The organism is Pedobacter alluvionis, assembly GCF_003664035.1.
In the GTDB taxonomy this organism is placed as follows: domain Bacteria; phylum Bacteroidota; class Bacteroidia; order Sphingobacteriales; family Sphingobacteriaceae; genus Pedobacter; species Pedobacter alluvionis.
In genome coordinates, this window is sequence record NZ_RCCK01000011.1 from 1,116,723 (window position 1) to 1,143,431 (window position 26,709).

Consider the following 26,709-nt stretch of genomic DNA (forward strand, 5'->3'; position numbering starts at 1 on the left):
TGTTATTAAATATTGGTGATAAGCGCCAATGCATTTAATGCTGTTTTATCTCCGTTAAAAAGATCCTGATCAACCTGCCCGGGCACACCTGTTACCATCCCGGCGCCCGAATATTGCCAAAAAGTATATTCTTGCCATGAACCAAATAACCCCGGAGGTTTAGACTGATAGGAAGGCACCCACAATGGGTAATTGGGAAAAGTGACGCCATTAAAGTATTCCGACCAGAATGATTTTGCGGTATAGATTATCGGGGTGCGACCCGTTGCAACTGAAAGTTGGTTAAGGCAATCTTGAATCAGCTGAACACAGGCATCTTTATTATTCAGGATGTACTGGTTCATCGCCTGGCTTTGTGCATCATTTGACCCTACCTGCCACTCAATATCCAACACCGGTGGTAAGGTGCCCGGAGCAGCAAAATCAATCCCACACGACAAAAAATTCTGCATCTGAACGGCAGCGGAATCCTGAAAAGTTAAAAAATGATAAGCGCCAAATATCAGTTTCTGTTGCCTGATGGTCGCCATATTGTGAGATAGCGTTGGGTCTTTAAAGCCTGCGCCCTGACTGGCTTTGCAATAAACAAACTGAATATGTGGTGATAACTGGCCCCAGTTGATATCGCTGTTAAAATGACTGATATCCATACCCTGTGGTACCAGATTATCCAACACTCCCCAGGTGGCAGGCCCGGCAATGCCGTCGGCACTTAATTGATGATCCTTTTGAAACTGACTGACAGCTGCCTGAGTACCCGGACCAAAGTTACCATCAATGGCCAATGAATAATTAAGAAAAGAGAGTGCTCTTTGCAGCATAAAAACCTCGCTGCCTGCAGAGCCGATTGAAAGTGTTTGCATATTCTAAGATTAAGTTTGATAAATATTTTAATGGTAATAGGTATAAAGTTATCCGTAAAAGTTATTGTTTCCGATATTTGTATTCGTTGGCAGAGCTTGTGTAGTTGTGGGTACCTGATACGGAGTTATAATGGATTTGGCCACAGGCCTGACATCAGGAGGATTGGTTTTCTGTGCAGCCTCAGGATCATTTTCTTTTGACCGGATAGCCACAAATGTGGCGCTACTAATGCCCATTAGTGTCAATAACGTATCACTCAACTCCGGCAAAATGCATCCCGTTTTAATTTCCCCTATTTTATAAATGTAAATGGCAACACCCACCAATGTCCATACTACATGCTGAAAACGATGGATACTGATGCCTGCATCATCTGATAATATATCTGTGAAAAAGCCTCTCGATGGAGTATTCTGGTGTCTTGGTCGCTGATCTTTTAATTCCCGTTTATCTATGATTTTTGATGTGACTGCAGTACCGGAAAAAATTCCCAAAAGCACCAGTGCAGTCTTATTAATATCAGTTTCAGCACAATCTCCTTTAAATAGTGATAAGTAAATATAGGATGATGATATCACCATTGTCCAAACACCCAGTTGTACTTTGGACAGACTGAAAGGATATTGTTGGCTTAATGTCTTACCGAGTTTAATTTCCAGCTGTTTATGGTTACTGTGGAATTCCTCATTGTTAGTAATTTCTTCCCGCAGTAACGACGTCCAAGCCGCTAAACAAAAAAATATGGTTAATGTAACCACAATAAAGCTGGCCGAAATCAGCATCGGGTAAATCATAACATTTAGCAGGGAACAAATCGGGCTCATAAGATTGATTGATAAATTAAAAGAAATATAAATAATTAATCAGCTTGTTTACATTTTCGTACATATTGCTGTATCCAAAATCCTGTCTATTACAGATAAACTTAAGAAACTACGATTAAAAGGATTCCAAGCCCACTCTGCTCAGAATAACCTGCTTTTCCTGCATTGTCAATTGAATATTGCTTCATTTGCGCTTTTGCCGCCACACCATAACCAATGCCCACTACATATTTGGATAATTTCACCTGGCTTCCCTGAACGGCATAATATCCAATTTTAGTAACGTCTTTTAAGATACGGCTCAGAAAAGGCTTGGCCCTGGTAGGGCTTTCCACTTTCATTTCAATAGCGTAATACTCCTGATTGTGACCAATACCTATGTCAAGACGTGACCTGCTCAACGGCGAAGGGTAAGGTAGTTCACGGGCACCACTATATCCCTGGTTTGCACCTCTAAGTGCCAGAATCAATTCAGTCTGAAGCCAAATTTCCCAGCCTGCCCCTGTACTGATCGCATCAACGGTTTGCGGCGCTTTTAATTTAAAAAAATTTAATAATTCATCTGCTGTCATAAGTTTAAGTTTATAGTTAATCATTCGGTAATTTCCATCGGATTTGACGCTGATGAACCAAGCAACGACGACCCGGATGTCCCTGAAGTAAGGTCTATGGGATTTAATACAGATGAACCAGGCAAAGGCGACCCAAAAAGACCAGACGAATTAAATGACCCAGGCAAGCCAAACTGTGCAGTTGGAGAAGAAGGTAAAGCAGAATTTGCCCAATCTGGCTGAACCAAAGTGTAAAAAAGCTGCGCCCAAATTTCCACCTCGCCATTTGTTGTTATGTAAATACTGCGTAATTCAGTACAATTTTTCAGATAGTTTTGAGCTTCAGGCGCAAAGTTTAATGCCACAACGGCTGTTTGACAATACCTATTCTTGTCATTTATATTATCCTGATTAAGTTTTTCCTGATCTTCATTTACACCTGTAACTAAAGAATAGATTGCTGGGTAGAGTGGTTGGTTCGAGATATTTAATGGATCAACCTGTTGGGGATCTCCTATAGAATTAACAAGCGGTCCCGCGGAGAGACATTTTAACTCTACTGCAATTCGGTATCTCGGATCTGCAGTATTACCATTAATCAACCAATCAACTGCAGGCTGTTTTGAACTTCTATTTCCCTTCGAATTTAACCTCATTTTGTAAATTTCCGCTTCCCGGAGGATATCCACATCCGGGTATTTTGAGTGCATATATGCTGCAAAATCAATTTGAACCCAAGCCTCCCAACTACCTCTCAAGGGCCAACACTGTTTGATGTAATCGCTTCTTTCTTCACACCAGTCCTTCAAATACTTTAAAAAAGTTTGATAATCTATTTCCATAACTTTTTGAATTAATTTCCGGCGTTTTGCTGCGCTGGATTGTTTATAATACTTTCGGCATTTTGTACACTTTGCTGGGCAGCCAACATGGCCGCATCAACATTGGTATTTACCGTATTCATCGCTTGCTGAATAGGGTTAATTAACGGTGGTGATACCGGTATAACAGCTGTTGCAGCTTGAGGCTGTGCCTGGTCATTAACCATTTGCAAACTACTTGCGGCAAGTGCCTGGAAACTACTATCAACCTGCGATTGCATCGCCTGTATAGCCTGTTGTTGAATGGTGGCAATCTGCGATTTAAGATCGCTGATTTGTTGCTGCATGGCCTGATAAGGTGACATTGATGGCGCCGCTGCAGGCTGATTATCGGGCACAACGGGTGTGCCCCCTGTATTAGGAGAATCGCTTTGCTGTTGCATAGTAATGTTTTTTTTAAGTGATTGGAATGAGGGCAGTACCTGTTTATGGCACCGCCCTCTTGAACCATTTCCGTTCCTTTTTGGATCCGGTGTAAAGACCGCTTAAGAGCCGAAGATCTGTTTAGTGCCTACGGCATCAGATGCGGTATCAATTGAATACAGCATGGTTACACCCATAGTAGTAGCTGCCTGCGCGGTAATGTTACTTTGCTGTTGACTGCTCGTTGCATTGTGTGCTGCATTAGCCAATGCTTGTGCAGTAGCCTGGTACAAGTTGCCCATTGCAATTGCAGGAGCATCACCCAATACTTTGGTGTTTGCCTGGGTTACAGAGTCGGTGATCTGATCGTTTACTGAAGTTGGAAAAGCCATGATAAGTTGGTTTTAAAGATTAATAGATAATTTTTGTTTAATTAAAATCCCTTCGCTTTGCCGGGAGTATAGATTTGTTTGGTACCCACGGCATCAGATGCGGTATCTATCGAATACAAAGTGGTTACACCCATTGTAGTTGCCGCCTGGGCCGTGATATTGCTTTGCTGCTGACTAGCGGTTGCATTGTGTGCTGCATTGGCCAAAGCTTGCGAAGTAGCCTGGAAAAAATTGCCCATCGCTATTGCTGCTGCATCGCCCAATACTTTGGTGTTGGCCTGAGTCACCGAATCGGTGATCTGACTGTTTACTGCTGTTGGAAAAGCCATTGTTATTTAGTTTGAAGTGAATATTAGGTTATTGATAAATCATATTGGTACCTACGGCGTCTGATGAAGTATCAATGGAGTACAGGGTTGTTACCGCCGAGGTGGTAGAGGCCTGCGAAGTAACATTGGTTTGCTGCTGCGTATGGGTTGCGTTGTGAGCCGCATTGGATAGTGCTTGGGAGGTAGCCATAAAAAGGTTACCCATTGCCATTGCCGGCGCATCGCCCAGTACCTTGGTGTTTACTTCAGATACTGAATCGGTAATTTGACTGTTTACTGCTGTTGGAAAAGCCATAACGGTTTAGATTTAGGATTAATAATTTAATTATTGATAAATTTTATTGGTACCTACCGCATCTGATGCGGTATCTATCGAATACAGGGTGGTAATGCCCGATGTGGTAGCGGCCTGGGCCGTAATATTGGTTTGCTGCTGACTGGTGGTTGCATTATGTGCCGCATTAGCCAGTGCCTGGGAGGTAGCCATAAAAAGGTTACCCATTGCCATTGCCGGCGAATCACCCAATACCTTGGTGTTAACCTGTGATACGGAGTCGGTGATCTGGTCGTTTACTGCTGTTGGAAAAGCCATAACGGTTTAAGATTTAAGGTTAAAGTTTAATTATTGATAAATTTTACTGGTACCTACTGCATCTGATGAAGTGTCTATCGAATACAAGGTGGTAATACCTGATGTAGTGGCAGCCTGGGCCGTAATGTTGGTTTGCTGTTGCGAATAGGTAGCATTGTGTGCCGCGTTTGCCAATGCTTGTGAGGTAGCCATAAACAGGTTACCCATTGCCATCGCCGGCGAATCACCCAATACTTTGGTATTTACCTGTGATACAGAGTCGGTGATCTGGTCGTTTACTGAAGTTGGAAAAGCCATTGTTGTTTTAATTTAAGTTGTGAATTAATAATGAATTAGTTTTTAAGCGAATATCTTGGAAGTCCCCACCGCATCAGATGCTGTATCTATAGAATACAGCGTGGTTACCCCCATTGTAGTTGCCGCCTGCGCCGTAATGTTAGTTTGCTGCTGACTGGTTGTTGCATTATGGGCTGCGTTAGACAAGGCTTGTGCGGTTGCCTGGAAAAGATTAGCCATCGCGCTTGCCGGCGCAACGCCCAATACTTGTGTGTTTGCCTGGGTCACCGAATCGGTGATCTGGCTGTTTACTGCTGTTGGAAAAGCCATAGTTGTTGTTTTTTAGAGTTTATATTGATTAAATTTTAATAGAATATATAAGTGCCACACCCTGGGCGGTTACTGCCTGCCCTAAAATATTGGCCTGCTGCTGCGCTATTGTAGCATTATGAGCTGCATTAGCCAATGCCTGGGCCGTTGCCTGATATAGATTGCCTATAGCGATAGACGGCGCATTTCCAATAACTTCAAGACTTGATTCGGTAATTGAATCGGTAACCTGACTATTTACAGTTTCTGCCATTTTAGGGTTAGCTTTAAATATTAATTACTGGTGCCATTATTAGCCGCAGACGTATCGCTTCCGGTAGCAGCTGTTGCAGGATCGGCTACTGTTGTTGAAGAAGCCGAAGTTGTGTTTACTCCTGTCGCTGGGCTGGGAGCAACAGGAGTTGTCGCCGGTGGCGGTGTAGGCGCAGGAGGTTTCGCTCCCATTACCGAAAGTATACGCGCACAGGTAGAGGTAGTAGTTGCCGAATTAAGCATCTGCGCATTGTGCTGCGCCGTAACAGCGTTGTGCATTGCCATACCTATGGTTTCGGCCATTACATTGTTCAGCATTGCTACCGATTGCGAATCAGCGTTACCCTTAAGTAATTGCTGCACATCGGTTACGGAAGAAAGGATATAATCGTTTGCCATAATTTCCTATTTAATTTAAGTAAGTAATCTTAGTATCTGGAAGCAGGTATACGGTACCATTTCGATCCACGCCAACATTTGCAATGCCCTGGGCAGATTGAAATTTGAGCGAAGCCGTGGCCCCATCCTGCGACAATTCATTCCCGGATGCCGCTGTAAAGCTGATCAGGTTTTTTACTGCGGCCAGGTAATTTTGGATGGCTGTATTTAAGCCGCCACCTACCTGTTCGTTTAGCGTGATATTCTGAATGAGGTTAAGCATGGCAGCACTGGCGGTGGTATAGCCAATAAAATTACTTGCCCTGGCCAGTTCGGGAATGGCTTGGAACAGGTTTCCGCCGTCGGCCAACATGTCTATTGTTGGGGTAAACAAATAAGGCTGTACCACTGCTTCAAACTGCGCATACAGGGCCTGGATTTCGCTGCTTTGCGTTTGCGGTATGAGGTTTTCGCCCGGTAGCTGTTGCTGTGCATACTGATAGAAAAGCGAGAGGTTAACAAAATCGGATACAGTAGCCGCGGTTGTAGCTGCAAAGGCTGTCGACTGTGCCTGCAATTCGGGATTAACTTCGCTTTGTTTCATTACAAAATCAGTTAACGTTAGCATTTCATTAAAAGAAAGTGCCTGAAAAAGATCCGGCCGTTGCTGAACAAGCAGAAGAATCATATCCGCACTTTTTGCTATATCGCCATAGCTGAGCAGATCGTTTTGGTGCAGCAATAAGGCCAGGTTGGCCTCATTGTCATTCACAGTTAACCGAATAGCGGCCAGCTGTGCAATATCGGCTTCGGATAAAGACAGTATTTTGTCGATAGCCGCCCTGAACGTATTGAACCGGATATAGTTTTCGCCCGTTAAACCATTTTGTATCAGTTTAAGCAACTGGTTTTCGCTTTCGGCATTGATGCCATTAACCGTGGTATCGGTGATGCCAAAGCTTAACCATTTCTGCCCCCCGTTAATCATAGAAAGTACCGCCTGTGCCTTCGTGCTGAGCCCACCAATAGAAGTGAGTTGTTTTCCGTTTAGATTAATCATTGCTCTTAATTTTGGTTAAAGACTTTATTTCGATGGAAATCCGCTGAGTACCGTTGCGGCGTTTTGCCCCACCACCAGAAAGTTGGCCGCTGCGCTAGTCGCTAAGGCTTGGGCGGCAGTTACAATAGGTGTATATTGTTCTGCATCGGCCGGCACCGCAAGCATTTGCGCCATGGCAACACCAATCGCGGTAGAGCTGATGGTATTTACATTTCTGAGATTATCAACTGCATCCTGTACAGCGAGTGCTGTTGATTGAGCGACAGACTGAAAGGCTTTCATCGTCCCTTCGTCTTGCATAATCTGTGGGGTAATGCTACTGTCTGATGTGGTTAAACTTGTGTAAGGCATAATAAATTATTTAATTGTGTATCCGTTAACTAGTTCATTTTATTAGGTGAAATGATGCTTTAATAGCAGGGATTATGTACTACTTTGACTCTCCAGTATTTTTTTGCAGCAAACAGACAAGCATGCATTGGCTATTAATTGTCCGCTACGCTGATTGGTGCTCGCATTGTGCATGGCTATTCCCATTGATACCGCCATACTTTGAAATATAATTTGTAATGAATCCATGTCGTATTGTTTGATATAAAATTACTAACTAAAAATACAATCGGCTTGTAAAAAACAGTCAATCATTTCACAATTTCTTCTAGCAGTTTATTTTTTAGCCATGACACTGGCATTTCACTATTCTTTTTCATTTTAAACATCGAAGGAAATGTTCCAAAAACAGTTTTAAAGCAACGGCAAAAATGTGAATGGTCAAAAAAACCAGTAGCTACCGCAACCTCCGTAATAGTATCAGCATTGCCTAGCAGCTCAGAGGCATATTGCAATCTCAAATCCCGTATAAACCTTGCCGAAGTGATAGGATATAATTCTTTCAATTTGCGGCTTAAAGTGGATGGGGTTGTGTTTAACAGTTTCGCGAGCTTGGGTATTGATTCTTTATGATTAAAGCATTCAGATAAAGAAAAGCTCAAAAGCTTTTTTAACCATTGATGCTGAGCGGCATGATTTAATAAAATTTTAGCGTCTGACATATCAATAGGTATTTTCCAATAGGTTATTAAATCATGATCAGCATTTTGGGTTTCCCGATATTTAGACGGACTGATTTTGAACGCATTCGTGAAAGAGCGACAGAAGCTGGCCTGGGCTCGGAAACCTGTAAACTGTGCAATGTTTTTTACTGGCTCATTACTATTTAACAGTAAATAACAAGCCTTGCACAGGCGGTGATGAAGTATAAGTTTAGCAGGTGTATTTCCGGTAAGTTCGAATACCCTACGGGTTAATTGAGATGCGGTCATTTTCAATAACGTAGCCAGTTTAACTACACAAAAATTTACATCGTCATATTTTGATTCAATATGGGCCATCATTAAATCAATAAAATGGTGTTTCTTCCGTACCGTTATGGTAATTGTTGGCGGTATTGGAGAAGATAGTTTTGAGGGTGGCGTACGATGTAGATTCATGAGTGCTGCTAATGAATTGATTTAACTGATATTCTGTATATCAAAGGAAGGTTATCGTTAAACTCATTTAAAGAGCGTAAACACGTGTTTTCGTAAATGAGGGTTTAATCTTCACCACCAAGGGTAAATCCCTGTTCGCCGTTTTAGAACTATCAAAGTAATATTAATGATACAATATATTAATTGATTATTACATGCCGTATTTACCCATAAATAAAGACACTTATGCAATGGCAAATTTGTATTTTCGATTATTATTTGAGGGGGTATGATTCAACATAACAGAGTCTTCCTGCCTTTACTCATAAAACAATTAATTATATAAAAAATTAATTTTTATTTACCTGTTTTTATTATTTTACATGATAAACAATCAAGATAACTCGTCCAATCCTGCGGGCTTAGCAGATTTTAATGTTGTTTCTGAACTCCAGTTTATAGAATACACACTTGAATGGACCAAACAGATTTCGGGCATTGAAATGCCGTGGAAAGTTTTTGCGGATAAAGACAGCAGTATTGAACAGATGTTGGCACAGGTGTACTTTAACGACGCAACCATACAAAGTTTGCTATCATGTGTTGGGGTTAAGCACATCCATGCGAGATTTGCGATCGTTCACGACTATTATCCTTACAAGATCAAGCTCCCTACTTTTACCATCATACTATATGCTACCGATCAACTGGGGCAAAGATGTTCGGCTTATCATATCGGTAGGCCACAATATCATGATACCATTACGATGGCACGCAGCAAGCCCTTGCAAGAGATAGGCAACTTTATTTCGAGCCGCCTTGCCAAAGAATGGATAAGCGAGTGGAAAACGGTATGCAATGCCAATCCAAAATCACCTGAATTATTAAGTAAGCTATTTCTGACAAACTATGGATACCTCGCCGGATATAACTACGTCCTCTCAGACTTTATGTATTCGTTATTTCCGCCAGGAACGCAAAAAGAGTGTTATGATGTAGTTATACTGCCGGTTATTCATAAACATGTTGCTGATCACCTCAATGCACAACCTACGTTGAAACGTACCTTCGGACTGGTTTTGGCTGGCGTACCGCCTGATGCAAAGGGTATAACAGGAGATGAGGAGGTAAACTCTTTTTACGATCTCTCTCTTCCAACCCCACCTTCTAATAGTACATATTAAGATCAGGACAATAAATATTCCGGTTATGATATATAAAGCGACTGCCAGAATAAAATTTTGAATTAAGATCCAATCTTGCATTTATGAATAGTGCTTTTCAAACGTTTTTAATCTATTCGTCTGTTGTGGTAATCGTACCATTTTTAGTTGCTGTTATACGATTTAAAAAAATGGACCAGGCATGGCGATCTCTGGCCTTATTAATCTTTTTTGATTTCTTAGTAGAAGCCATTGGCCATATTTTGTACTTTCTGAAAATCAGCAATCATTTTTTGTGGCCAATTTTTATACTTATCGAATTTACATTACTGGCGAGGATTTATAAATCTGAATTTAAAAAAATGGCAATTAGCCGTTTCATACCTATTGTAACGTTATTGTTTATCGCTTATGTAATTGCCGATTGGCTGATGGCGCCTAATGATGACCTGAGTGCTCTTCCTCACTTTACAGAGGGGGTGCTGATATTGTTGCTTGTATTGTGTTATTATTATAAAAACCTAAGCTCGTTTATAGAAACACAATTGGAACGTCAACCCATGTTTTGGTTGTCAACTGGTCTGTTTATTTATTTCTCAGCCAACTCGGTGATCTTCATTTTTAGTAATTATATTCAAATGTTATCGATTAATTTCTTTAATCTCATCTGGTTTACCCATTCCATATTTAATATACTTTTATACATTTTTTACACTTTAACGGTATGCTTAATCCCAAAGAAACTGAATTACAACATCTGATATTCGGAAGTATTCTGGTTATGCTACTGCTAGCTGTTGCGATCATTTCATTTTTTGTTATATATCATAGAAGGCTGCTTAAAGAGCAGGGGCGTTTACAAAAAGTGAAGGATAAGCACCAAAGACAATTACTTGGTTTCAGCATTAGCATTCAGGAAAAAGAAAGGGCAAGGATAGGACGGGATATGCACGACGAAATAGGCTCCTCTCTTTCAGCTATTAAAATGCTCGTTAATCGGCTTCCAAACACGGATATTGAAAGCCATCAGTTGATTTCGAACATTAAAAATGGATTAAGCAACACCATAAGTGATGTAAGAATGATCGCGAATAACCTGTTCCCATCTGTATTGGCAAAATTCGGATTGGCGGATGCATTACATCACCAGGTAAAGGTATTATCTGCGAGCAATACCTTAGCGATTGACATGGTATTAGACACAAAATTTGAACTTAATTTTGAATACGAACTGGCCATATACCGCATTATGCAGGAATTAATCAATAATGTAATCAATCATGCAAACGCAAAAAATCTTTCAATCATGTTAAATCAAACACCTGAACGCATATTGGCTACAGTTAAAGACGATGGCTGTGGTTTTGATGCGGCAATAATGGAAGATCCGATACAGATGGGGATAGGTATTAAAAGTATAAAAACAAGGGTAGCAGCCATGCAGGCCACTTTGAAAATAACATCTGGAAAAGATGCCGGTACATTAATTGAAATACATATTCCTTTAAATGATGAAAAAGACCAAAGATAGGCTAATCCACCAACCCTTAAACTCAATTAAAATAGGTATAGTGGATGATCACAAACTGTTCAGATTGGGGCTAATGGAAATTTTGGGGCAGGTTAAACACTTCGAACTTATTTTCGAAGTAGAAAGCTATTCGCAATTGTTAGAAGAAATGGAATTGCAGGTGCCTGATATTATCCTGATGGACATTGAAATGCCCGAAACAGATGGAATAGATGGTTGCAAGCACATTGTGGAAAGATTTCCAGATGCAAAAATAATTGCCTTATCCATGCATACTGCGGATAATTTCATTTTTTATATGATGAAGGCCGGCGCGCGCAGCTATTTACCCAAAGATATTGATGAACAAACCTTATATAAAGCCATTGAAACCGTATATACCAACGGATTCTATTTTACCGATGCTGTTACCGCGGCCATGTTAAATGGCGTTAAAAAAAATTATGGCAGGAGGTCAACTTTAAAGTATGGCGAAAGCCCGCTTAGCAAAAGAGAACTTGAGGTATTGACACTCATTTGCAATGGCTTAACCACGGCAGAAATTGCACAGAAATTATTCATCAGTATAAAAACTGTGGAGGGGCACCGTAAAAATTTATTGGAAAAATCAGGTATGTCCAATTCAGTGAGCTTAGCAGTATATGCAGTTAAAAATGGAATGCTCGATGAACGACATTAATAAAACAATAAATTCTCAACTTTTTAAGCTAAGGCTCGAAATTTTCCCCTCCTGGCTACTTAAGGAAACACAATATAATGGTTGTTTCCTTTTTTTAATCCTTATAATAAAACTTCCTGATACTAATTTCTTCGGTTTTCCCACCCTCAGTCACCCTATAACAAATCACAAACTCTAAAAGCGACTTATCATTATACTCATTTCGGCAAATCAACTTTGCAATCTCCTCATCCTGCTCAGGATGCATCATTTTCGTTTCAACAATGTTATCCTGGTTGTCAACCCTATCAATCGTAAGCTTGACTCTGTGCAGCTTAGCAGTTGTCATATATTGCGCATTAAATACGGAAACAGCCCATTCCAAATTGTCTTCTTTTAGCTGATCATGCATGCTCGCCAGGTCATAGTACCCCATCACCATCTCCACGTCCGGAACGACAAAATGTTTTATAGTCCGCTCATTTCCCTTACGGATCGTTTCTTCTATTTTATATAGATGCAGTTTTGAATCATACCTGCCATAATACTCTGTTTTTTCAAGTTCCTTTTTCTCATTATAGAAAAATTTTATTTCTGAAGATAAATAGAGACTTTCATTATGCTTGAAAAATTTTTGCTCTTCTGATAATAGATTATGCTGATGATGGTACAAATAATTTATTTGATCAGAAAACTGATCATTGATAAATGTCGCTTTTAACAGCATGGTCTTGCCCTGATAGGTAAAATTAATTTTGGTAACAGTACCATCTGCAGAGACTGAAGTTTCCGAAACTTTCATACCATTCTGGTAAGTATAACGATGAGAATACTTTACCTTATCCTCGTTCAGGTAATCTACAGCAATCAGTACTCCATTTTCATACTTAAAATCCTGAACGGAAAATGCTTCCTCTATCGAATACCAACCTGTTTTGTCCAATACCTTATGCCCTTGGGAAATAAAATGAGCATAAGCCTTCGTACCGTTTTTATATTTAATCAAACGATAGTTTTCCCCTGTGTATTCATGCACACCTAACTCGCCATGCTCATCCCCATCCACCTTATTTACGTCTAACGTCCCTATAATCTGTTGTTTATCATTGTAGAATATTTCTTTTCTATACTCGGAATACTCATCGCGGTAAATTTCTTTAGTGAGGGGCATAATTTATATATCTAATTGTTAATTTAAATATACATAAAACAATGAGCCTGTCTAACAAATAATAAGATTAAAGGAAAATTGCAGAGTTGTTAACTATCAATAGGGAATATAAATTATATGGTCATAATACTAGCCAAAAGCACTAAGTCAGCAGTAAAGAGTTCGATAAATGTAACGCTTGGGCTACGATCCCGCTTTACGATAAATAAAGCGGGATTTTTGCTTTTTATCGAATCTTCCGACGAAATCAAATCCAAAAACAATATCTGAAGCAGAATAGTTTTTCGCAATAATTACGCTTCAATATTTTATAATTACATTTTAAAGTTTAATTTTATTCAGAAAACATCAAGGCATTATTGTGCTGATCTAATAAATTAAATTAACACCTCACACCCCATCTAAAACGCAACTCATGAGCTCCGTATTCAGAACATCCTATGCACCGGATGTAAAACCCGTAACCGAAGAGAAATTAAAAGAAATCCTCGGACAAAGAAAATGGCAAACCGTGGAGATTAAGATCTCGCATGAAGACCTCAAAGACAACATTCGTTTTTTAAACGATGCCGTTGTGATCAGAGAAAGCCGTGAGGGTGTTCCCCTGATGACTACTACTGCGATTTACGGACCTATTAAAAAGGGCGATAAAGTAGTTTTAACACCGAATGAAGGTACAGGTGTAAATATAATCGCAACAAACCCATCTGAAGTAACGCTGATTGCGCAATTGGAAGCCCTGGCTGAAAGCCATACCAGCGTTAAGGAAGGCAATGCAGTATTGGTTCATTCCAATTGGGTAAGCAGTGAAGATGGCGGGAAGCTACCCAATCTCGATCCCTCATCAAACGTATTTGGCGCTACCGGCTCCTTATATGTGAATGAAAATGCAGTCATTTTCCCGGTGCTGGATGTTACCCATCCTGATTATGAAGAAACACTTGCTTATTACGGTGCAAAACTGCTGAAACCGGCAGAAGCATTTTATCTGGGTTTTAAAGATACTTTATTTGGTATGGAGTACGCCACCTCCCTGCCAGATTATATCCGCAATTATGCCCTCTCTCCTATTGGTGGTGGTGGCCTGTTTGTTGAGCATCACCCCTTCCCACATATTTTTCTTCCCAAGCCAACTATAAATGGAGAAGTTTTTTGTGAAGCGAAGGTTACACTGGGTCGCAAAGTTGAAGATGCAGCAAAGAGCGACCCTCAAATTAGATTTACTACGTTCAGGATCCCTGCTGATGGATCGGCACTAGCCATTAAGCCTTCTACCATCCACAATGATAGTTTTACGAACGGAAAATTAGCTGTTTTTGTGGCCAATACACCTGCAGATACGGTCGCTTTCAGGCAAACTGCACCATTTGCTAATATCGTGGTAAAGGATCATGATCCCAAGGTCGAAATCCCGCAAACACCAACCTTTTAGTCTGCCACTCAGGAGTTGGAGTGAAATAAAATTAGTGCTCACCATACTGTTGCAATCAAACCCTGTGATCTACAATCACAGGTGTTTTACCCGTGGTAGCATTGGTATAAAGATTTAAATCACTACCTGCTAATACTTCTAAGTTTTTCACCTGGTAACCAAATATTTCATAGAGCTGCCGAAGTTTTAGTTCAACATATTGTTCTTTGACCTTATCCATGAAATCGGTTACCAGCAAAAATTTTATCCCTGTATGTCCTTCTCCAGGAACAATCTGGATCTGAAACCTTTCCACATCTGCCAAAACAATATTAAAATCATCCAGTTCGTAATTGCATTCATTAAACATAAACGACCGATGTTCACGCCCTTTTAACTCCAGGTAAAGTTGCCCGTCAATATCAAGCCATTTACCGGTATCGCCGGTATTGTATCTAAAAACGGGGAAACGCTTCCGGAACAAATTGCTTACCAGCAAATTGCCAAAACCATCAGCATCTGGGGCATGGATTTCAACAATCAAACCATCAATTACCCTGAACAAAGATGGCGATCGGCTATAATCGCACCAGGCCCAGATCCCTGTTTCTGCAGAACCGTATAAGGAATAGATCTGCCGGGTTCCGAAAACCTCCTCGAAAAGTTTGATGTGTGAGGGCGGCAAAAACTCGCCACCAAACACAAGATTGGTGATGGACAAACTAAACTGATGCTTTTTAAGGTATTGCGCAAAAAGGAATAATTTTGAAGGTGTACCCAGTAATAAATCGGGTTTAAAATTTAAAGCCATCTGGTAGGCATCTTCGTAGGGTAAACTGGCACTTGCTACTAGTGTGGTTGCACTGCAGCGCTCCAAAAGATCGTCCATAATAGCAGCTGTGCGGTACATATCCATGTAACCAAACATATTGAGTGCAATGGTTTTTGGGGTAAATACCCCGGCTTGTTTTAATGCGGCGGCAAGTGCTGCACGCTGTTCCAGATTTTCTGCAATATCAACCGGAAAAACTAACGGTTTTTGGGTAGATCCGCCAGAACGAACCAAATAAACACCTTCTTTCTGGCTATGCAGGTCAAAATGATCATTTAACAGATTAATCAATTCCTTTTTACCTATTAAGGGGGCATTTTGATAATTTTCGTGGTTAAGATAATAGGATTTGAAAAGCTCAGACTGCCTGACAATCTGATAGTATTGATTAAGGAGGGAATAGATCATTTTTAAAATTTATCTTTTGATGAGCAGATAGCCAATATATTTCGGTAATAAACTTCGGTAATGCCATAAAAAGCGTGCTTTTTGGGTATTGGATGGCAAATTTTGTAAGGCGTGTTTGTACCAGCGTTCACCAATCATGCCCATCAACAGGCGGTCGTGCTTATCTTTACTGTTTACATACCTCGAAATTACCGGCGGCAATTCGATTTGTTTAAAATGGCTATATTTTTTCCGCGAAAGGCTCCCCGGAACCTCGTTAACATAGAGATAGCCACCGGTTTGCAAGGCTATTTTACCTGGCAACTTGTTCAGTATGCCTTTTAATACCCGGTACCAAAAATCGATACCTTCATTTAATTTCGCTTCGGCATGGTATTGGGTATTGGCGATCCATTTACTTTTTACGATTACGTTACTGCCAACCCCCATTATAAAATGCGGATCGCTAACTGCCGTCAAAGGATCTTTAATCAGGTATAGCTCTTTATCAAGCGGCTCCAGATACTTTTTTAATGGTTCCAGATCTGGATATATCTCATTACCTGGCATAAAAGCGATATTAAGCACCATAAAATCGAGCTGACGCACTTTAAATGCATTTGAGGCTATTTCCAACAGCTTTGGATGATATTCGTCATCAGCATCTAAAAAACTGACTAACTCACAATTGGTAGCGGCAAAACCAATATTCCGCGCATTACCCGGACCTTTATTCTCGGTGAGTTCTATCACCTGTATCCTGCAATTACCGAAGCGGGAAATATGATTACGCAAAAAATCATGAACTATAGAAAGACTATTATCTGTACTTAAGTCGTCGACAATAATCAACTCATCCGGCAGTTTACTTTGCCGGATGAGTGAATTTAACGTTTGACTAACATAATCAGCTTTATTAAACAGGGGTAAAACGATGGCATGTGTCATGTTTTATGATGTCGACATCATTGCGGGAAAAATAACTCCCCTGCCCTGGTGAACATTAACCACACTTTCTGCCGAACCGCGGAACAAACCAGGGCCAAAAGACCTGTTATTGTAACACAGCAGCATCCCTACTAAATTGATCAGGCTTTTCTCAGAACCAGTATCGTATTTAAACCAACGTTGGGGCACGTATTGCTGGATCATGTATTCAGGCCATTGTTTGGCGATAATATCAGCCCAAACTGCGGCTTCACAATCACTTTTCACATACATATCGATACCGCGGCCACCACTGTTGCGCTTTAATACCCAGTTTAATGAAGAATTGCTTACCTCCATCCGTTTTTCGGCGGTATGCAAGGCATAAGTAGGGATTAAAAAAGAGCGTAAAAAGGGGTATTCTTCTTCAGAAAGGTAATCTCTCATAATCTCTTCATTATACAGAACAGCAAGTATACGCTTATCGTGCACCAAGATCAGCGTACGCACATCGTTAAAATAATTTCCCTTGCTGATGATCAATTTCAATACTTCAGGATCAAAATTTCGCAGTTCTTCCCGGTCCATTTCCAATATAAACTGGTTAACAGCTTTGCCTTGCAGCATTAATTCACCATTTTGGCAGCTTAGCTGAGCGGGGCTTGCAGAAATATAATTCAAGCCTTGTTTACTGAATTCATTTAACAGGTAAAATACCTCTGTACCTTTTTCTTTCTCGTGCACCAGCACGATAGGTTCATTATTGTTAAACCGGTCAAAAATGGTGTTAATAAAGTCGCGCTGATGAGGAACAGCCTCCAATAAAGGCAAACTACTATCTTCAGAAATCACGTTAAGGTAATAACTCAACATCCACCCATTAATTGGATACCTTGCTCCTATTTCGCAGATTTTAATACTGCCATCTTCTGCCTGCAAAAAATCGGGGCGGTACATGCCTACTTCGTAAGGCTGTGCGTTTGCGATGCTCAAAATATTGTCCAGGCGCTCATCAAAATTATAGATTACACGTATCCTTTCATCGGAAAAATAAGCCTTTACAACACCGGTTAATGCTTTGTTTAAAACCTGACACAGTTCCTCCATCCGCACAATTTCGTCACGGTTTACAGCAACCGGCACTGAAGAAAATGAATCGGCACCATTACAGGGTATTTCGCCGAGGTGTTTCATCAGTAATTCATTCAGTGTTTCCCTGCTACAGATCGTCTGTTCTTCTATAAGTTCCCCCGTCATAATTTATGCCATTTCTTCATCAGACATCACCGGTTCTAAACTAGCGCTAATGGTTTCCATTACTGCTGCTTTTTTACTCAAATAATCGGCAACAATTTCGCGTAAGTCGTAATCAGCCAAATTAACATCCATCGCCTTAACATAATAATTAACGGCATTTACGGCATAAAAGAAATGGTTTTTCTCCGTTGGCCCACAGTGTACGGTTATCCAGGCCAAAGTATGTTTTAGGGTATCTTTGTCAAAGCCAAAATCATCTTCCAGCCAACGCGTAAACTTTGGCAATATAAATTCCACTTCGCCATGAGTATAAATTTCGTGTACCAGTGTGGTTAAAAGGCCAACCAATAAATCTTTATTGCGCAACGAATTCTGGTCTTTCCAATATTTAAAAGCACGGGCACTTGGATCAAGGTATTGCCTCAACAACCATCCATCATCGCCGCAGGTATTTGTGGCCATGGTATAGAACAGATCGGAATGTAATACTTTGCCAACAACAGCCAGGTCTTCATCAACAATCCTGTTCAGGCTTGCTACCGATCTGAAAAGCTGGGCTTCATCTGGCACAGGTATGTTTTTATGGATCAGCATCGTCATGCGGTTACTCAATCCGGCAACAGTAACCGCACTATTATTGGTTTGGCTCCAGCTATGAAAAAAAGGTTTAAGGTGATCCCTATCATGCAGAATTGCCGTAAGTTTCACAAAACTGTCTTCGATTGTTGTAAAATGTTCAGCCTGTTGAGGGAAATAGGCCAGGAGTTGGTGCTTCAATGGAGACTCTTCCATCCCTTCGAGCACAGGAATAATAACTGACAATAAATTTTTCACAATTGTTTAGTTTATGGTTTATTAAAAATGTAAATTAATACAGATAAAAATATTCTTATTTGGTTTAAATCCGAAGCCTATAGGAGGAGTTAGCCTGTTATCACCACATTAAAATTTCAGATACGATAATTAAGCAAATACAAATCAAATAACTGATATACAGATATTTACAGTTAAAAATTAAATTAAAATCTAATAATTGGAATAACTGATGAAAGTGCGTGTTCCATTTTGATGAGCGGTTTTAAGGTTTGGGACGATTGAGGTAGATTTTGTTTACACATAGATACGAACTTTATTTTTAATAAAAAATAGACATGACAAATAAATCTTTAAATTACACATAAACACATCTACAATTACAATTTAGTATTACATATCATACCAATTATTTGATTAGTATGATCATTTTTTTAATGCGACATTCTAAAAAAATAATGCCTGAAGTTTTACAAAAAATCAACGTATATTTTTATGTGCCTATTAGATTTTTCTTTCAATTTGTATTAAGCCATGCAGACATTCAACCAAAATCAACAACTACCTATTTACACGCTGGAAGCCGATGAAATTTCGGGCAATAAAAACTTCAGGCTATATCAATTTGAAGGAACTTTACCTAACCAATCGGAGTTGCTTATCCCTCATCGAAAAGATCATTATCTTGTTGTTTTGATCAGGCATGCAGATAGTCGGCAATGGATTGATATGACGCCTTATATCCTTAAAAATAACACCGTTTACTTTTCTGGCCCAAGCCACATTATTGTAAAAGAAGGTTTTAAGCAGTTGTGGAGCACCGGCATTGCTTTTACAAAAGAGTTTCTTTCCCTCCAGGAAAATGCTTCATTAAGTAAACTACCGATTATTGAAAACCTACACAACGGACATGAATTAGCCCTAACCGAAGCTGACCTTAATTTTGTTGAGGACGTCCTCGCCAAAATCAATGTCGAATATCAAAAGCCCGGCGAATGGCAACAGCGTATGCTTACCGCCTACCTTACTGTGCTGCTTACCTATTTAAGCCGGCTATATACTGAACAGTTTAAAGGAGGTGATCATTCCGCAGATAAACTTTTATTGAAAAGTTTTCAGGCCAAAATAAATGAATGTTATCGCGAACTGCGCGAAGTGGGCGAATATGCCTCGAAATTGAATATTTCTGCCGGACATTTAAGCGAAGTGGTGAAAATACAAAGTGGGAAACCTGCAATTAAACATATCCACGAACGATTGATCCTCGAGGCCCAGCGTTTGTTGTTTCATACTCAAAATCCTTTGAAAGAAATTGCCTTTGATTTGGGTTTCTCGGATACTTCCTATTTTAACCGCTTCTTTAAACGCGAAACGGGCATTACACCTGCAGACTACAGGGCCAGCATCCGCGAAATGTACCATTAATACCGTTGGATGTGTTCCATCCGGGCTAACCAATGCGCCTACATTTGTACCATAAACATTTGAAATTATGAAAACAGCACTGATTACAGGAGCAAATAAAAGCATAGGCTTTGAAACGGCCAGACAATTATTACAACAAGGATATTACGTATATCTAGGCTCCCGAGATATTAAAAAAGGCGAAGAGGCCGTAAGCCAGTTAAAATTGGAAGGCTTAAACAACGTAGCGCCTATAGAAATTGATGTAGATAACATCGAATCTATACAGGCTGCCGGAGTGCTACTCACAAAGAAAATTAAAGCCCTTGATGTATTGATCAATAATGCAGGTATTAGTGGCACTATGCACCCAGCTTTGGAAACAGATATTAATGTCTTCAGGCAGGTATTTGAAACTAATTTTTTTGGCGTAATTACGGTCACCCAAACTTTTATGGATTTATTAAAGCAATCGGCAGCACCAAGAATCGTGAACGTTACATCTGGTTTAGGTTCACTTACGCTACACAATGATCCGAACTGGAAATACTATGGCGTAAAGCCAGCCAGTTATGTTTCTTCGAAAGCTGCACTTAATGCGTATACCATTCTATTAGCCAATAACCTGCTCAATACCCCTTTTAAGGTGAATGCGGTTGATCCTGGCTATACTGCTACAGATTTTAATCATCACTCTGGTCCGGGAACGGTGCCTGATGCAGCAGCAAGAGTAGTAAAAGCGGCAACATTAGGACCAGATGGGCCAACAGGTCAATTTTTTAGTGATGACAATGCGCCTGAAACGGGAATTAGTCCATGGTAAGTGTGATTGCTATTGAGATGTAAAGTTACTTTAGTAGATTTTTATATCATTTAAAAGAGGCCGTCTCATAAATATAGTTGTCATCATGAGGGGTAGTTTATTGTATAAAAATCAATGAGTGACCTACAATCGTTTCCCTTGCCTACGGCTCGGTCTTGCCTCGGCTCGCCGCCGCCGAAGGGCTCTTTCTTTTTGGCAGCAAAAAGAAACAAAAACTGCCGGCTGAAAATTTTTCTTTCGAAGCTAGTAGGTTGGCTTAGGCAGTGCAACCCGAAAAATTTGTTAGGCCGGATTTAAGCATAACGGAGATATCGTGCTATGGCCTAGCTGTGGGGAAATACTAAAGCGGCTAAAGTGCTGATTAATATAATTTGCAAAACAACATCAATCGTAGCTTGTTGGAGGACCTGTCTAAATATAGTTTAAATTCGGAAATCGCGAAAGACTTCAGCCTTTCTCAAAATGATTATTTATTTATGAAAGATTAATTCGCACAGAGACTGAAATTTCTAAGAAATTATGAGTCAGGCTCAACTCCTTTAAATAAAATTACCTCCCCCTGATTTAGCATTTAATATCTTTGCCAGATGGAATATGTATTGGATAATCCCATTTATCATGCCTTAACTTCTGGCCATAAGCACCTGGCAAAAGGTGTAGAAACAGTAAAGTATTACACCGAAGATGTTACTGCATTTGCCGGCTTAAAAAATAATTCCCAAGAGAATTTAAATACTCTTTACCAGATCAGCCCACCCGAAAGCCTTTTTGTTTTTTTCGCAAAAACACCGGTCGAAATTCCAGAACAGTGGAAATTATTGACGCATATTGATATGTATCAGTTTATTTTCCGTGGAGTAAAAGTTCCTGATACAGATGGAGCGGAGCTCACAGATCTTGATCAGGAACATGTTGCCGAGATGATTGATCTTGTGGAATTGACTAAACCAGGACCTTTCCTGTCCAAAACCATAGAATTGAGCAATTATACCGGCATATTCGTGGATGGAAAACTGGCTTCAATGGCTGGTCACCGCTTTTTCCCAAGCCCTTACCGCGAGGTAAGCGCGGTTTGTACTCATCCCGATCATTTAGGGAAAGGTTATTCCTTTAAGATCCTGCAAGAGCAGATCAAACGCATATTGCTCCGCAACGAAATCCCTTTTCTGCACGTGAGGAACGATAATGAGGCTGCTATCAAGCTTTATCAGAAACTGGGTTTCGAAATCAGGACCGATATGATTGCCTACGTGATCAAAAAAGAGGCTTTATAGGTTCAAGAGAGAATGTTTCTAAATAGAAATCAGTAAAAAAATTACGGTTTTTATGGCTTAGTTTTGCCAGACAAATAACAAAACATGTCTAAAACAAAACTTACCATTAACAATAACGGCTCTGTTAAAATTGAGGGCGATTTCGAAATTGTAGATAGAAACGGAAACGTTTATGGCCTACAGGGCAGAGAAGTTCTTTCGATCTGCCGTTGTGGTTTATCCAAAAATAAACCTTTTTGCGATGGCGCACACAATGGCCATTTTGAGCATGAGGCAATAGCCTTTGATCTTCCTCCAAAAAAGGTTTAATAAAAATCATTTAAAAGCATCGATCTTCCAAGGTTGGTGCTTTTTGCTTCAGGTACAACGAAGAAAATTAATTACCAATCTGTGATGGTGACCTGCCATAAGCCTTTTTAAATGCAAAAGAGAAATGCGATAAATCTTTAAAACCGACCTCGAGGTAAACATCTGATGATTTCCAGCCCTTTTCTGTAATAAGATAATAGGCATCATTTAAACGCTTTTTCTGTAGCCAGCGGTTCGGCGAAAGGTTAAAAATCTTTTCAAAGTCTCTTTTAAATGTGGCTAAACTTCTTCCCGTTAAATAAGCAAACCGGTTAATATCTACATTGAACTTATAATTGGCATTCATATAAGCTTCCAGATCGATTTTTCCAGGCTCCGAGAAATCAAAAAGCACATCTTTAAGCGCCGGATTGGTCTGCAATAAGATTATGACCACTTCCTTAACCTTTAAATCAACCAAAACCTGGTTAAACCCGTTATTTCCGTCTAAATACGGCCATATCGAATCGATATAATTCTTCAGCAAGCTATTCGCCTCGAGTGCTAAACCCTTAACATCATGATTAGGCTTTTGCATGTGTAAATCATATTCGTTGCTAATGCTATGCAAAATATCCTGATTAATATTGATGCTGATGGATTTAAACTCCCCACCTGCAGGCGGATACTTAGTATACCTTGCCAGTTGGTTACGCCTGAAAAATCTAAAATCGCCATCAGAAAATACAAATTTCTCACCACCGATAAAAATCTCAGAAGTACCTGCAATAACTAATCCTACCGAATGATTGGGAATAAACTGTTCGCCCTCGCTACTTTTTTGTGAATAGCAGGAATACAGGATCTCAGGACGTTTGGTTTGATTTGGCATGTTGATCAAATTTAAGGTTTTATAGTGAGACATCGTCATCCCCGTAGACGGGGATCTTAATGCAAATAAGTCCTGGTAATGGCATTTATATCCACAACCACAAATATAACTATCTCACTAACAATGAATTGACTACAAATACAAATAAATCTTTAATAAATTTCCCGACTGCGTAGCACTCCGCTTATAATGATGCTACAACCAGTTATTTCTTTATAAATGATTTACCCAGATCAGTAGATAAAAAATTCTCGGCCTCATCATGATCTGTTGATAAACTTACCTGCATCCATTTTTCCATTTCCGCAGCTCTGGCAGCATCAGCATGTTTAAGCATACCAATGGCTTCACTTCCAAATACCAGGTGTACCGGTGGTTCAGGATTTTCTACAAGATCCAGCATTGCTCCGGCCGCCTTTTCCGGATCACCCATCGGCACAAAATTACCGCTCTGAAAAAAATCAGCTCTTTTCCCTACTGTATTTTCATACCCTTCGATATGTGGTGCATAAGACATAGAAGCGCCTGCCCAATCAGTACGGAAACCACCAGGTTCTACACTGGTTACATAAATCCCCAACTCAATTACTTCTTTCGCCAGCGCTTCACTAAAACCACTAAGGCCAAATTTTGCTGCCTGATAAATACTCACCCCGGCATTCCCTACACGTCCACCTATTGAGCTGATCTGAAGAATTCTGCCCGAACGTTGTTTGCGCATAAATGGCAATACTGCCCTGGTAATTTCTATCGGTGCATATAAATTTGTTTCGAGCTGGCGGCGAACCTGATCTTCGGTAAAAGCTTCGGCAGCGCCTACAATACCAAAACCGGCATTGTTGACTAAAACATCTATTTTACCAAAGTGTGCTATGGCCGATTCAACTGCCAAGTGAACCTGATCGTAATCGGTAACATCTAATGTAATTGGCAGAATCTGATCATTATATTTTTCTACAAAGCCTTTTAAAGCATCAGTATTTCTTGCTGTTGCAGCAATCAAATCACCTTTTGCCAGTATCTGTGCGGTTAGGTCACGTCCTAATCCGCGGGAACTACCGGTTATAAACCAAACTTTTCTCATTTTTCTATATTTTATGAATCAAAGGTAGGTCGATAATCAAGGCAAAGCTTTGCTTTAAGGCTCAATTTACTTTGTTAAAAAGCTCATTATGTTTTTTTTAGTAAGAAAGAATGACATCTTTTAAAACTGAATCATTTTCTCAGCACTCAATTTAAGCAGACTTGACCTTAGCTTTGTGATAAGTAAAATAGGATAGCAATAACACCACTAAAAATACAATCGGACCAACGCGGTTATTGATTGGATCGCCTGATGCCGTATGTGCAATAAATGCCGAAACAAATGTAAATGCGAAACCAGCATATACCCATTCTTTCCATTGCCCTTTTATCGGTAACAGTAATAAAACAGCACCTAAAATTTTGGCTATGGCTAATTCTACCCTGAAGTAATCAGGAAAGCCCAAGTGATGAAAAGCCTGTTTAATGGTTTCATTAGTGAGATAAGAATAGGCTGAGAAAGTCATCATTAACGAAACTAAAGCGGTTGATATCCAGTAGATAATTTTGATTGTTTTTGTTTTCATATTATTTTTTTGTGCAAACTTATGTAGTTTTACTACCTAAAAGATAGTGGTATCCCTAAGGATAGTGCTATCCTTTATGAAAGCTTATATCTTTGTATTATGGGACCAAGAAGAGAATACCATAGTAAAGAAACCTGTACTGCAAGTTTAAATGCCGTAAAAGACGCACTCTATGTGTTAAATGGCAAGTGGAAACTTCCCCTGATTATTTCCTTGCAAGAAGGACCGCAGCGTTTTAATGAGATCCAAAAATCGCTTGGAGAAATTACACCCAAAATATTATCGAAAGAACTTAAAGATCTGGAATTAAATGAATTTGTGATCCGCAAAGTATACTCTACCACTCCGGTTACCGTAACTTACGAACTTACCCCATACAGCGAATCATTAGATAAAGTAATTAATGAATTAAGAGATTGGGGACTAAAACATCGTGAACGATTAGTTAAGAATAGAAAAATCGAATCGGCCGTAGCAGAGATAACCGCTTCTCTTTAGTGGTTAAATTTAACCTTACGGGTCATCCATTCTATCAAAAAAAGCAAAAAACTGATAATGATAAAATTCGGCTATCTTTGTACAAAATAAAATCGATGGCGGTATTACATAAAAAAGAAGAAAAAATTCAGGCAGTGCTGGGTAGGTTGCCTAAAAAATATACAGACGAACAATTTGTAGAGATGTTTATCAGACTCTACTCTAAAGATTGGGGCAAAATAAAATCAGCTTATATTAAACAATCTCAGGATAAAGAACCTGGAACTATCATCAATATGCCAAAACCGGAGGTATATTTACGGCAGATCCTGGCAAACTATCTACAACAAGATCATGCTCCGAAAGCAGTAGAGGTTAAAGAAGAACCTGTTGTTGAAATACCAGTTACCGAAGTTAAAAAAGCGAAGGCTCCAGCTAAGAAGAAAGAAGCTGTAACTGAAGAAGCGCCTGCCGAGGTTAAAAAAGCAAAAGCACCTGCTAAAAAGAAAGCGGAAGCAATTGAAGAGCCTATTGTAGAAGTTAAAAAAGCTAAGGCGCCTGCAAAGAAAAAAGCGGAAGCAGTTGAAGAGACTCCAGTAGTTGAAAAGAAAGTAAAAGCAGCGGCAAAAAAGCCGGCAGCAAAAAAATAAAAAATATTTTACATCAAATATAATAAATCACCTTTTTGGTTGTTTATATATATGAGAGCGTTAATTTAGATGACGGGGATAGGTCGGTATGATTTATCCCCGTTCTTTTTTAGCAGTTTTTTTGCCCTTGCATACATCTTTGTCATTCTGAGGGATAATTAATTGTTTAAAATCAATATAAGTGACGTATAATTGTCTTCTCTTGTCCCAGGGCTCGGTCTTGCCTCGGCTCGCCGCCGCCGAAGGGCTCTTTCTTTTTGGCATCAAAAAGAAACAAAAACTGCCGGCTGAAAATTTTTCTTTCGAAGCTAGTAGCCTGGCTTGGACAGTGCAGCCCGAAAAATTTGTTAGGCCGGATTTAAATAGAACGGAGATATCGTGCTATGGCCTAGCTGGGTGGAAATACTATAGTAATTAAAGTGTTGATTAATAATAATTTGTAAAATAACATCAATGGTAGCAAAGAAGAATCTTTAGCATTAGCTCTGCATACATAACAACCTCGAAATCTCCACCAGAGCTTATCCCTAGACTGATATTTAATCGGCAGAATCAATCTCTAATGCAAATTTGCAATAGG

The 26,709-nt window shown here is 39.8% G+C and carries 36 protein-coding genes; 11 read left to right on the top strand and 25 right to left on the bottom strand.

Annotated features, from left to right (window positions below):
- Positions 1-5: 5 nt before the first annotated feature.
- The 17 genes from BCL90_RS12630 to BCL90_RS12710 all read right to left on the bottom strand — a co-directional run bounded on the left by BCL90_RS12630 (position 6) and on the right by BCL90_RS12710 (position 8,582).
- The gene (locus BCL90_RS12630; protein WP_121284317.1) at positions 6-863 is read right to left on the bottom strand and encodes a GH25 family lysozyme; all 858 of its coding nucleotides are present in this window, start codon (positions 861-863) and stop codon (positions 6-8) included.
- A 48-nt stretch (positions 864-911) separates the two neighbouring features.
- Entirely contained in the window at positions 912-1,688 is a 777-nt protein-coding gene (locus tag BCL90_RS12635; RefSeq protein ID WP_134380394.1) for a hypothetical protein, read from the bottom strand.
- Positions 1,689-1,789: 101 nt separating this feature from the next.
- The gene (locus tag BCL90_RS12640; protein ID WP_134380391.1) at positions 1,790-2,260 is read right to left on the bottom strand and encodes a hypothetical protein; all 471 of its coding nucleotides are present in this window, start codon (positions 2,258-2,260) and stop codon (positions 1,790-1,792) included.
- Between the two features lie 20 nt (positions 2,261-2,280).
- Entirely contained in the window at positions 2,281-3,081 is an 801-nt protein-coding gene (locus BCL90_RS12645; RefSeq protein ID WP_121284320.1) for a hypothetical protein, read from the bottom strand.
- An 11-nt stretch (positions 3,082-3,092) separates the two neighbouring features.
- On the bottom strand, positions 3,093-3,503 hold the full coding sequence (locus tag BCL90_RS12650; protein WP_121284321.1) for a hypothetical protein: 411 nt from the start codon (positions 3,501-3,503) through the stop codon (positions 3,093-3,095).
- Between the two features lie 102 nt (positions 3,504-3,605).
- On the bottom strand, positions 3,606-3,875 hold the full coding sequence (locus BCL90_RS12655) for a RebB family R body protein (RefSeq protein ID WP_029287502.1): 270 nt from the start codon (positions 3,873-3,875) through the stop codon (positions 3,606-3,608).
- 41 nt (positions 3,876-3,916) lie between these two features.
- Positions 3,917-4,204 carry a RebB family R body protein gene (locus BCL90_RS12660; protein ID WP_121284322.1) on the bottom strand — a complete coding sequence of 96 codons (288 nt, stop codon included), beginning with the start codon at positions 4,202-4,204 and terminating at the stop codon, positions 3,917-3,919.
- A gap of 28 nt (positions 4,205-4,232) precedes the next feature.
- Positions 4,233-4,499 (bottom strand): RebB family R body protein, encoded by a 267-nt coding sequence (locus BCL90_RS12665; RefSeq protein WP_121284323.1) that lies wholly within the window; start codon positions 4,497-4,499, stop codon positions 4,233-4,235.
- A 30-nt stretch (positions 4,500-4,529) separates the two neighbouring features.
- Positions 4,530-4,796: a RebB family R body protein gene (locus tag BCL90_RS12670; protein WP_121284324.1), complete on the bottom strand. Its 267-nt coding sequence runs from the start codon at positions 4,794-4,796 to the stop codon at positions 4,530-4,532.
- 30 nt (positions 4,797-4,826) lie between these two features.
- On the bottom strand, positions 4,827-5,093 hold the full coding sequence (locus BCL90_RS12675; protein ID WP_121284325.1) for a RebB family R body protein: 267 nt from the start codon (positions 5,091-5,093) through the stop codon (positions 4,827-4,829).
- Positions 5,094-5,135: 42 nt separating this feature from the next.
- On the bottom strand, positions 5,136-5,402 hold the full coding sequence (locus BCL90_RS12680) for a RebB family R body protein (RefSeq protein WP_090502877.1): 267 nt from the start codon (positions 5,400-5,402) through the stop codon (positions 5,136-5,138).
- Between the two features lie 28 nt (positions 5,403-5,430).
- Entirely contained in the window at positions 5,431-5,655 is a 225-nt protein-coding gene (locus tag BCL90_RS12685) for a RebB family R body protein (protein ID WP_090502879.1), read from the bottom strand.
- Between the two features lie 20 nt (positions 5,656-5,675).
- Entirely contained in the window at positions 5,676-6,053 is a 378-nt protein-coding gene (locus tag BCL90_RS12690) for a RebB family R body protein (RefSeq protein WP_121284326.1), read from the bottom strand.
- Positions 6,054-6,063: 10 nt separating this feature from the next.
- On the bottom strand, positions 6,064-7,092 hold the full coding sequence (locus BCL90_RS12695) for a hypothetical protein (protein ID WP_121284327.1): 1,029 nt from the start codon (positions 7,090-7,092) through the stop codon (positions 6,064-6,066).
- A 24-nt stretch (positions 7,093-7,116) separates the two neighbouring features.
- A complete protein-coding gene (locus tag BCL90_RS12700) occupies positions 7,117-7,443 on the bottom strand; it encodes a hypothetical protein (RefSeq protein ID WP_090502885.1) in 327 nt (108 codons plus the stop codon).
- Positions 7,444-7,515: 72 nt separating this feature from the next.
- The gene (locus tag BCL90_RS26250) at positions 7,516-7,671 is read right to left on the bottom strand and encodes a RebB family R body protein (RefSeq protein ID WP_090502886.1); all 156 of its coding nucleotides are present in this window, start codon (positions 7,669-7,671) and stop codon (positions 7,516-7,518) included.
- Between the two features lie 62 nt (positions 7,672-7,733).
- The gene (locus BCL90_RS12710; RefSeq protein ID WP_121284328.1) at positions 7,734-8,582 is read right to left on the bottom strand and encodes a helix-turn-helix transcriptional regulator; all 849 of its coding nucleotides are present in this window, start codon (positions 8,580-8,582) and stop codon (positions 7,734-7,736) included.
- 362 nt (positions 8,583-8,944) lie between these two features.
- Between BCL90_RS12710 and BCL90_RS12715 the strand changes: the two genes are divergently transcribed.
- From BCL90_RS12715 to BCL90_RS12730, 4 genes are all read left to right on the top strand, one after another.
- Positions 8,945-9,745, top strand: a complete 801-nt coding sequence (locus BCL90_RS12715; RefSeq protein WP_121284329.1) for a hypothetical protein — start codon at positions 8,945-8,947, stop codon at positions 9,743-9,745.
- Positions 9,746-9,828: 83 nt separating this feature from the next.
- A complete protein-coding gene (locus BCL90_RS12720; protein ID WP_121284330.1) occupies positions 9,829-10,485 on the top strand; it encodes a hypothetical protein in 657 nt (218 codons plus the stop codon).
- Positions 10,449-11,255 (top strand): sensor histidine kinase, encoded by an 807-nt coding sequence (locus BCL90_RS12725; RefSeq protein WP_121284331.1) that lies wholly within the window; start codon positions 10,449-10,451, stop codon positions 11,253-11,255. Before BCL90_RS12720 ends, BCL90_RS12725 begins: the two co-directional genes overlap by 37 nt.
- Positions 11,236-11,934 carry a response regulator transcription factor gene (locus tag BCL90_RS12730; RefSeq protein WP_166792100.1) on the top strand — a complete coding sequence of 233 codons (699 nt, stop codon included), beginning with the start codon at positions 11,236-11,238 and terminating at the stop codon, positions 11,932-11,934. Before BCL90_RS12725 ends, BCL90_RS12730 begins: the two co-directional genes overlap by 20 nt.
- Positions 11,935-12,028: 94 nt before the next feature.
- Here the strand turns inward: BCL90_RS12730 and BCL90_RS12735 are convergent, their stop codons facing one another.
- The gene (locus BCL90_RS12735; protein WP_121284333.1) at positions 12,029-13,084 is read right to left on the bottom strand and encodes a hypothetical protein; all 1,056 of its coding nucleotides are present in this window, start codon (positions 13,082-13,084) and stop codon (positions 12,029-12,031) included.
- Between the two features lie 415 nt (positions 13,085-13,499).
- On the opposite strand from BCL90_RS12735, the gene BCL90_RS12740 reads away from it, so the two are divergent.
- On the top strand, positions 13,500-14,516 hold the full coding sequence (locus BCL90_RS12740) for a hypothetical protein (RefSeq protein WP_121284334.1): 1,017 nt from the start codon (positions 13,500-13,502) through the stop codon (positions 14,514-14,516).
- A gap of 55 nt (positions 14,517-14,571) precedes the next feature.
- Here BCL90_RS12740 and BCL90_RS12745 read toward each other — a convergent pair whose 3' ends face one another.
- Genes BCL90_RS12745 through BCL90_RS12760 form a run of 4 tightly spaced genes read right to left on the bottom strand, consistent with a single transcriptional unit; the run spans position 14,572 to position 18,732 of the window.
- On the bottom strand, positions 14,572-15,735 hold the full coding sequence (locus BCL90_RS12745; protein ID WP_121284335.1) for an AMP-binding protein: 1,164 nt from the start codon (positions 15,733-15,735) through the stop codon (positions 14,572-14,574).
- Between the two features lie 9 nt (positions 15,736-15,744).
- Positions 15,745-16,662 carry a glycosyltransferase family 2 protein gene (locus BCL90_RS12750; RefSeq protein WP_121284336.1) on the bottom strand — a complete coding sequence of 306 codons (918 nt, stop codon included), beginning with the start codon at positions 16,660-16,662 and terminating at the stop codon, positions 15,745-15,747.
- 3 nt (positions 16,663-16,665) lie between these two features.
- Positions 16,666-17,898 (bottom strand): hypothetical protein, encoded by a 1,233-nt coding sequence (locus BCL90_RS12755; protein ID WP_121284337.1) that lies wholly within the window; start codon positions 17,896-17,898, stop codon positions 16,666-16,668.
- 3 nt (positions 17,899-17,901) lie between these two features.
- On the bottom strand, positions 17,902-18,732 hold the full coding sequence (locus BCL90_RS12760) for a hypothetical protein (RefSeq protein ID WP_208529782.1): 831 nt from the start codon (positions 18,730-18,732) through the stop codon (positions 17,902-17,904).
- A gap of 513 nt (positions 18,733-19,245) precedes the next feature.
- On the opposite strand from BCL90_RS12760, the gene BCL90_RS12765 reads away from it, so the two are divergent.
- The 4 genes from BCL90_RS12765 (at position 19,246) to BCL90_RS12780 (ending at position 22,521) form a co-directional block, all read left to right on the top strand.
- On the top strand, positions 19,246-20,136 hold the full coding sequence (locus BCL90_RS12765) for an AraC family transcriptional regulator (protein WP_121284339.1): 891 nt from the start codon (positions 19,246-19,248) through the stop codon (positions 20,134-20,136).
- A 67-nt stretch (positions 20,137-20,203) separates the two neighbouring features.
- Positions 20,204-20,938, top strand: a complete 735-nt coding sequence (locus BCL90_RS12770; protein WP_121284340.1) for an SDR family oxidoreductase — start codon at positions 20,204-20,206, stop codon at positions 20,936-20,938.
- A gap of 587 nt (positions 20,939-21,525) precedes the next feature.
- Positions 21,526-22,212, top strand: a complete 687-nt coding sequence (locus tag BCL90_RS12775; protein ID WP_121284341.1) for a GNAT family N-acetyltransferase — start codon at positions 21,526-21,528, stop codon at positions 22,210-22,212.
- 84 nt (positions 22,213-22,296) lie between these two features.
- Positions 22,297-22,521 carry a CDGSH iron-sulfur domain-containing protein gene (locus BCL90_RS12780; RefSeq protein ID WP_010600649.1) on the top strand — a complete coding sequence of 75 codons (225 nt, stop codon included), beginning with the start codon at positions 22,297-22,299 and terminating at the stop codon, positions 22,519-22,521.
- 67 nt (positions 22,522-22,588) lie between these two features.
- Here BCL90_RS12780 and BCL90_RS12785 read toward each other — a convergent pair whose 3' ends face one another.
- The 3 genes from BCL90_RS12785 to BCL90_RS12795 form a co-directional block, all read right to left on the bottom strand.
- Positions 22,589-23,392, bottom strand: coding sequence for a helix-turn-helix domain-containing protein (locus tag BCL90_RS12785; protein ID WP_121284618.1), 804 nt, complete (start codon positions 23,390-23,392; stop codon positions 22,589-22,591).
- A gap of 205 nt (positions 23,393-23,597) precedes the next feature.
- Entirely contained in the window at positions 23,598-24,476 is an 879-nt protein-coding gene (locus tag BCL90_RS12790; protein ID WP_121284342.1) for an oxidoreductase, read from the bottom strand.
- A 151-nt stretch (positions 24,477-24,627) separates the two neighbouring features.
- Positions 24,628-25,002 (bottom strand): DoxX family protein, encoded by a 375-nt coding sequence (locus tag BCL90_RS12795; protein WP_121284343.1) that lies wholly within the window; start codon positions 25,000-25,002, stop codon positions 24,628-24,630.
- Positions 25,003-25,101: 99 nt separating this feature from the next.
- On the opposite strand from BCL90_RS12795, the gene BCL90_RS12800 reads away from it, so the two are divergent.
- The gene (locus tag BCL90_RS12800; RefSeq protein WP_121284344.1) at positions 25,102-25,500 is read left to right on the top strand and encodes a winged helix-turn-helix transcriptional regulator; all 399 of its coding nucleotides are present in this window, start codon (positions 25,102-25,104) and stop codon (positions 25,498-25,500) included.
- Positions 25,500-26,129 carry a hypothetical protein gene (locus BCL90_RS25915; protein WP_208647484.1) on the top strand — a complete coding sequence of 210 codons (630 nt, stop codon included), beginning with the start codon at positions 25,500-25,502 and terminating at the stop codon, positions 26,127-26,129. Before BCL90_RS12800 ends, BCL90_RS25915 begins: the two co-directional genes overlap by 1 nt.
- Positions 26,130-26,709: the final 580 nt, after the last annotated feature.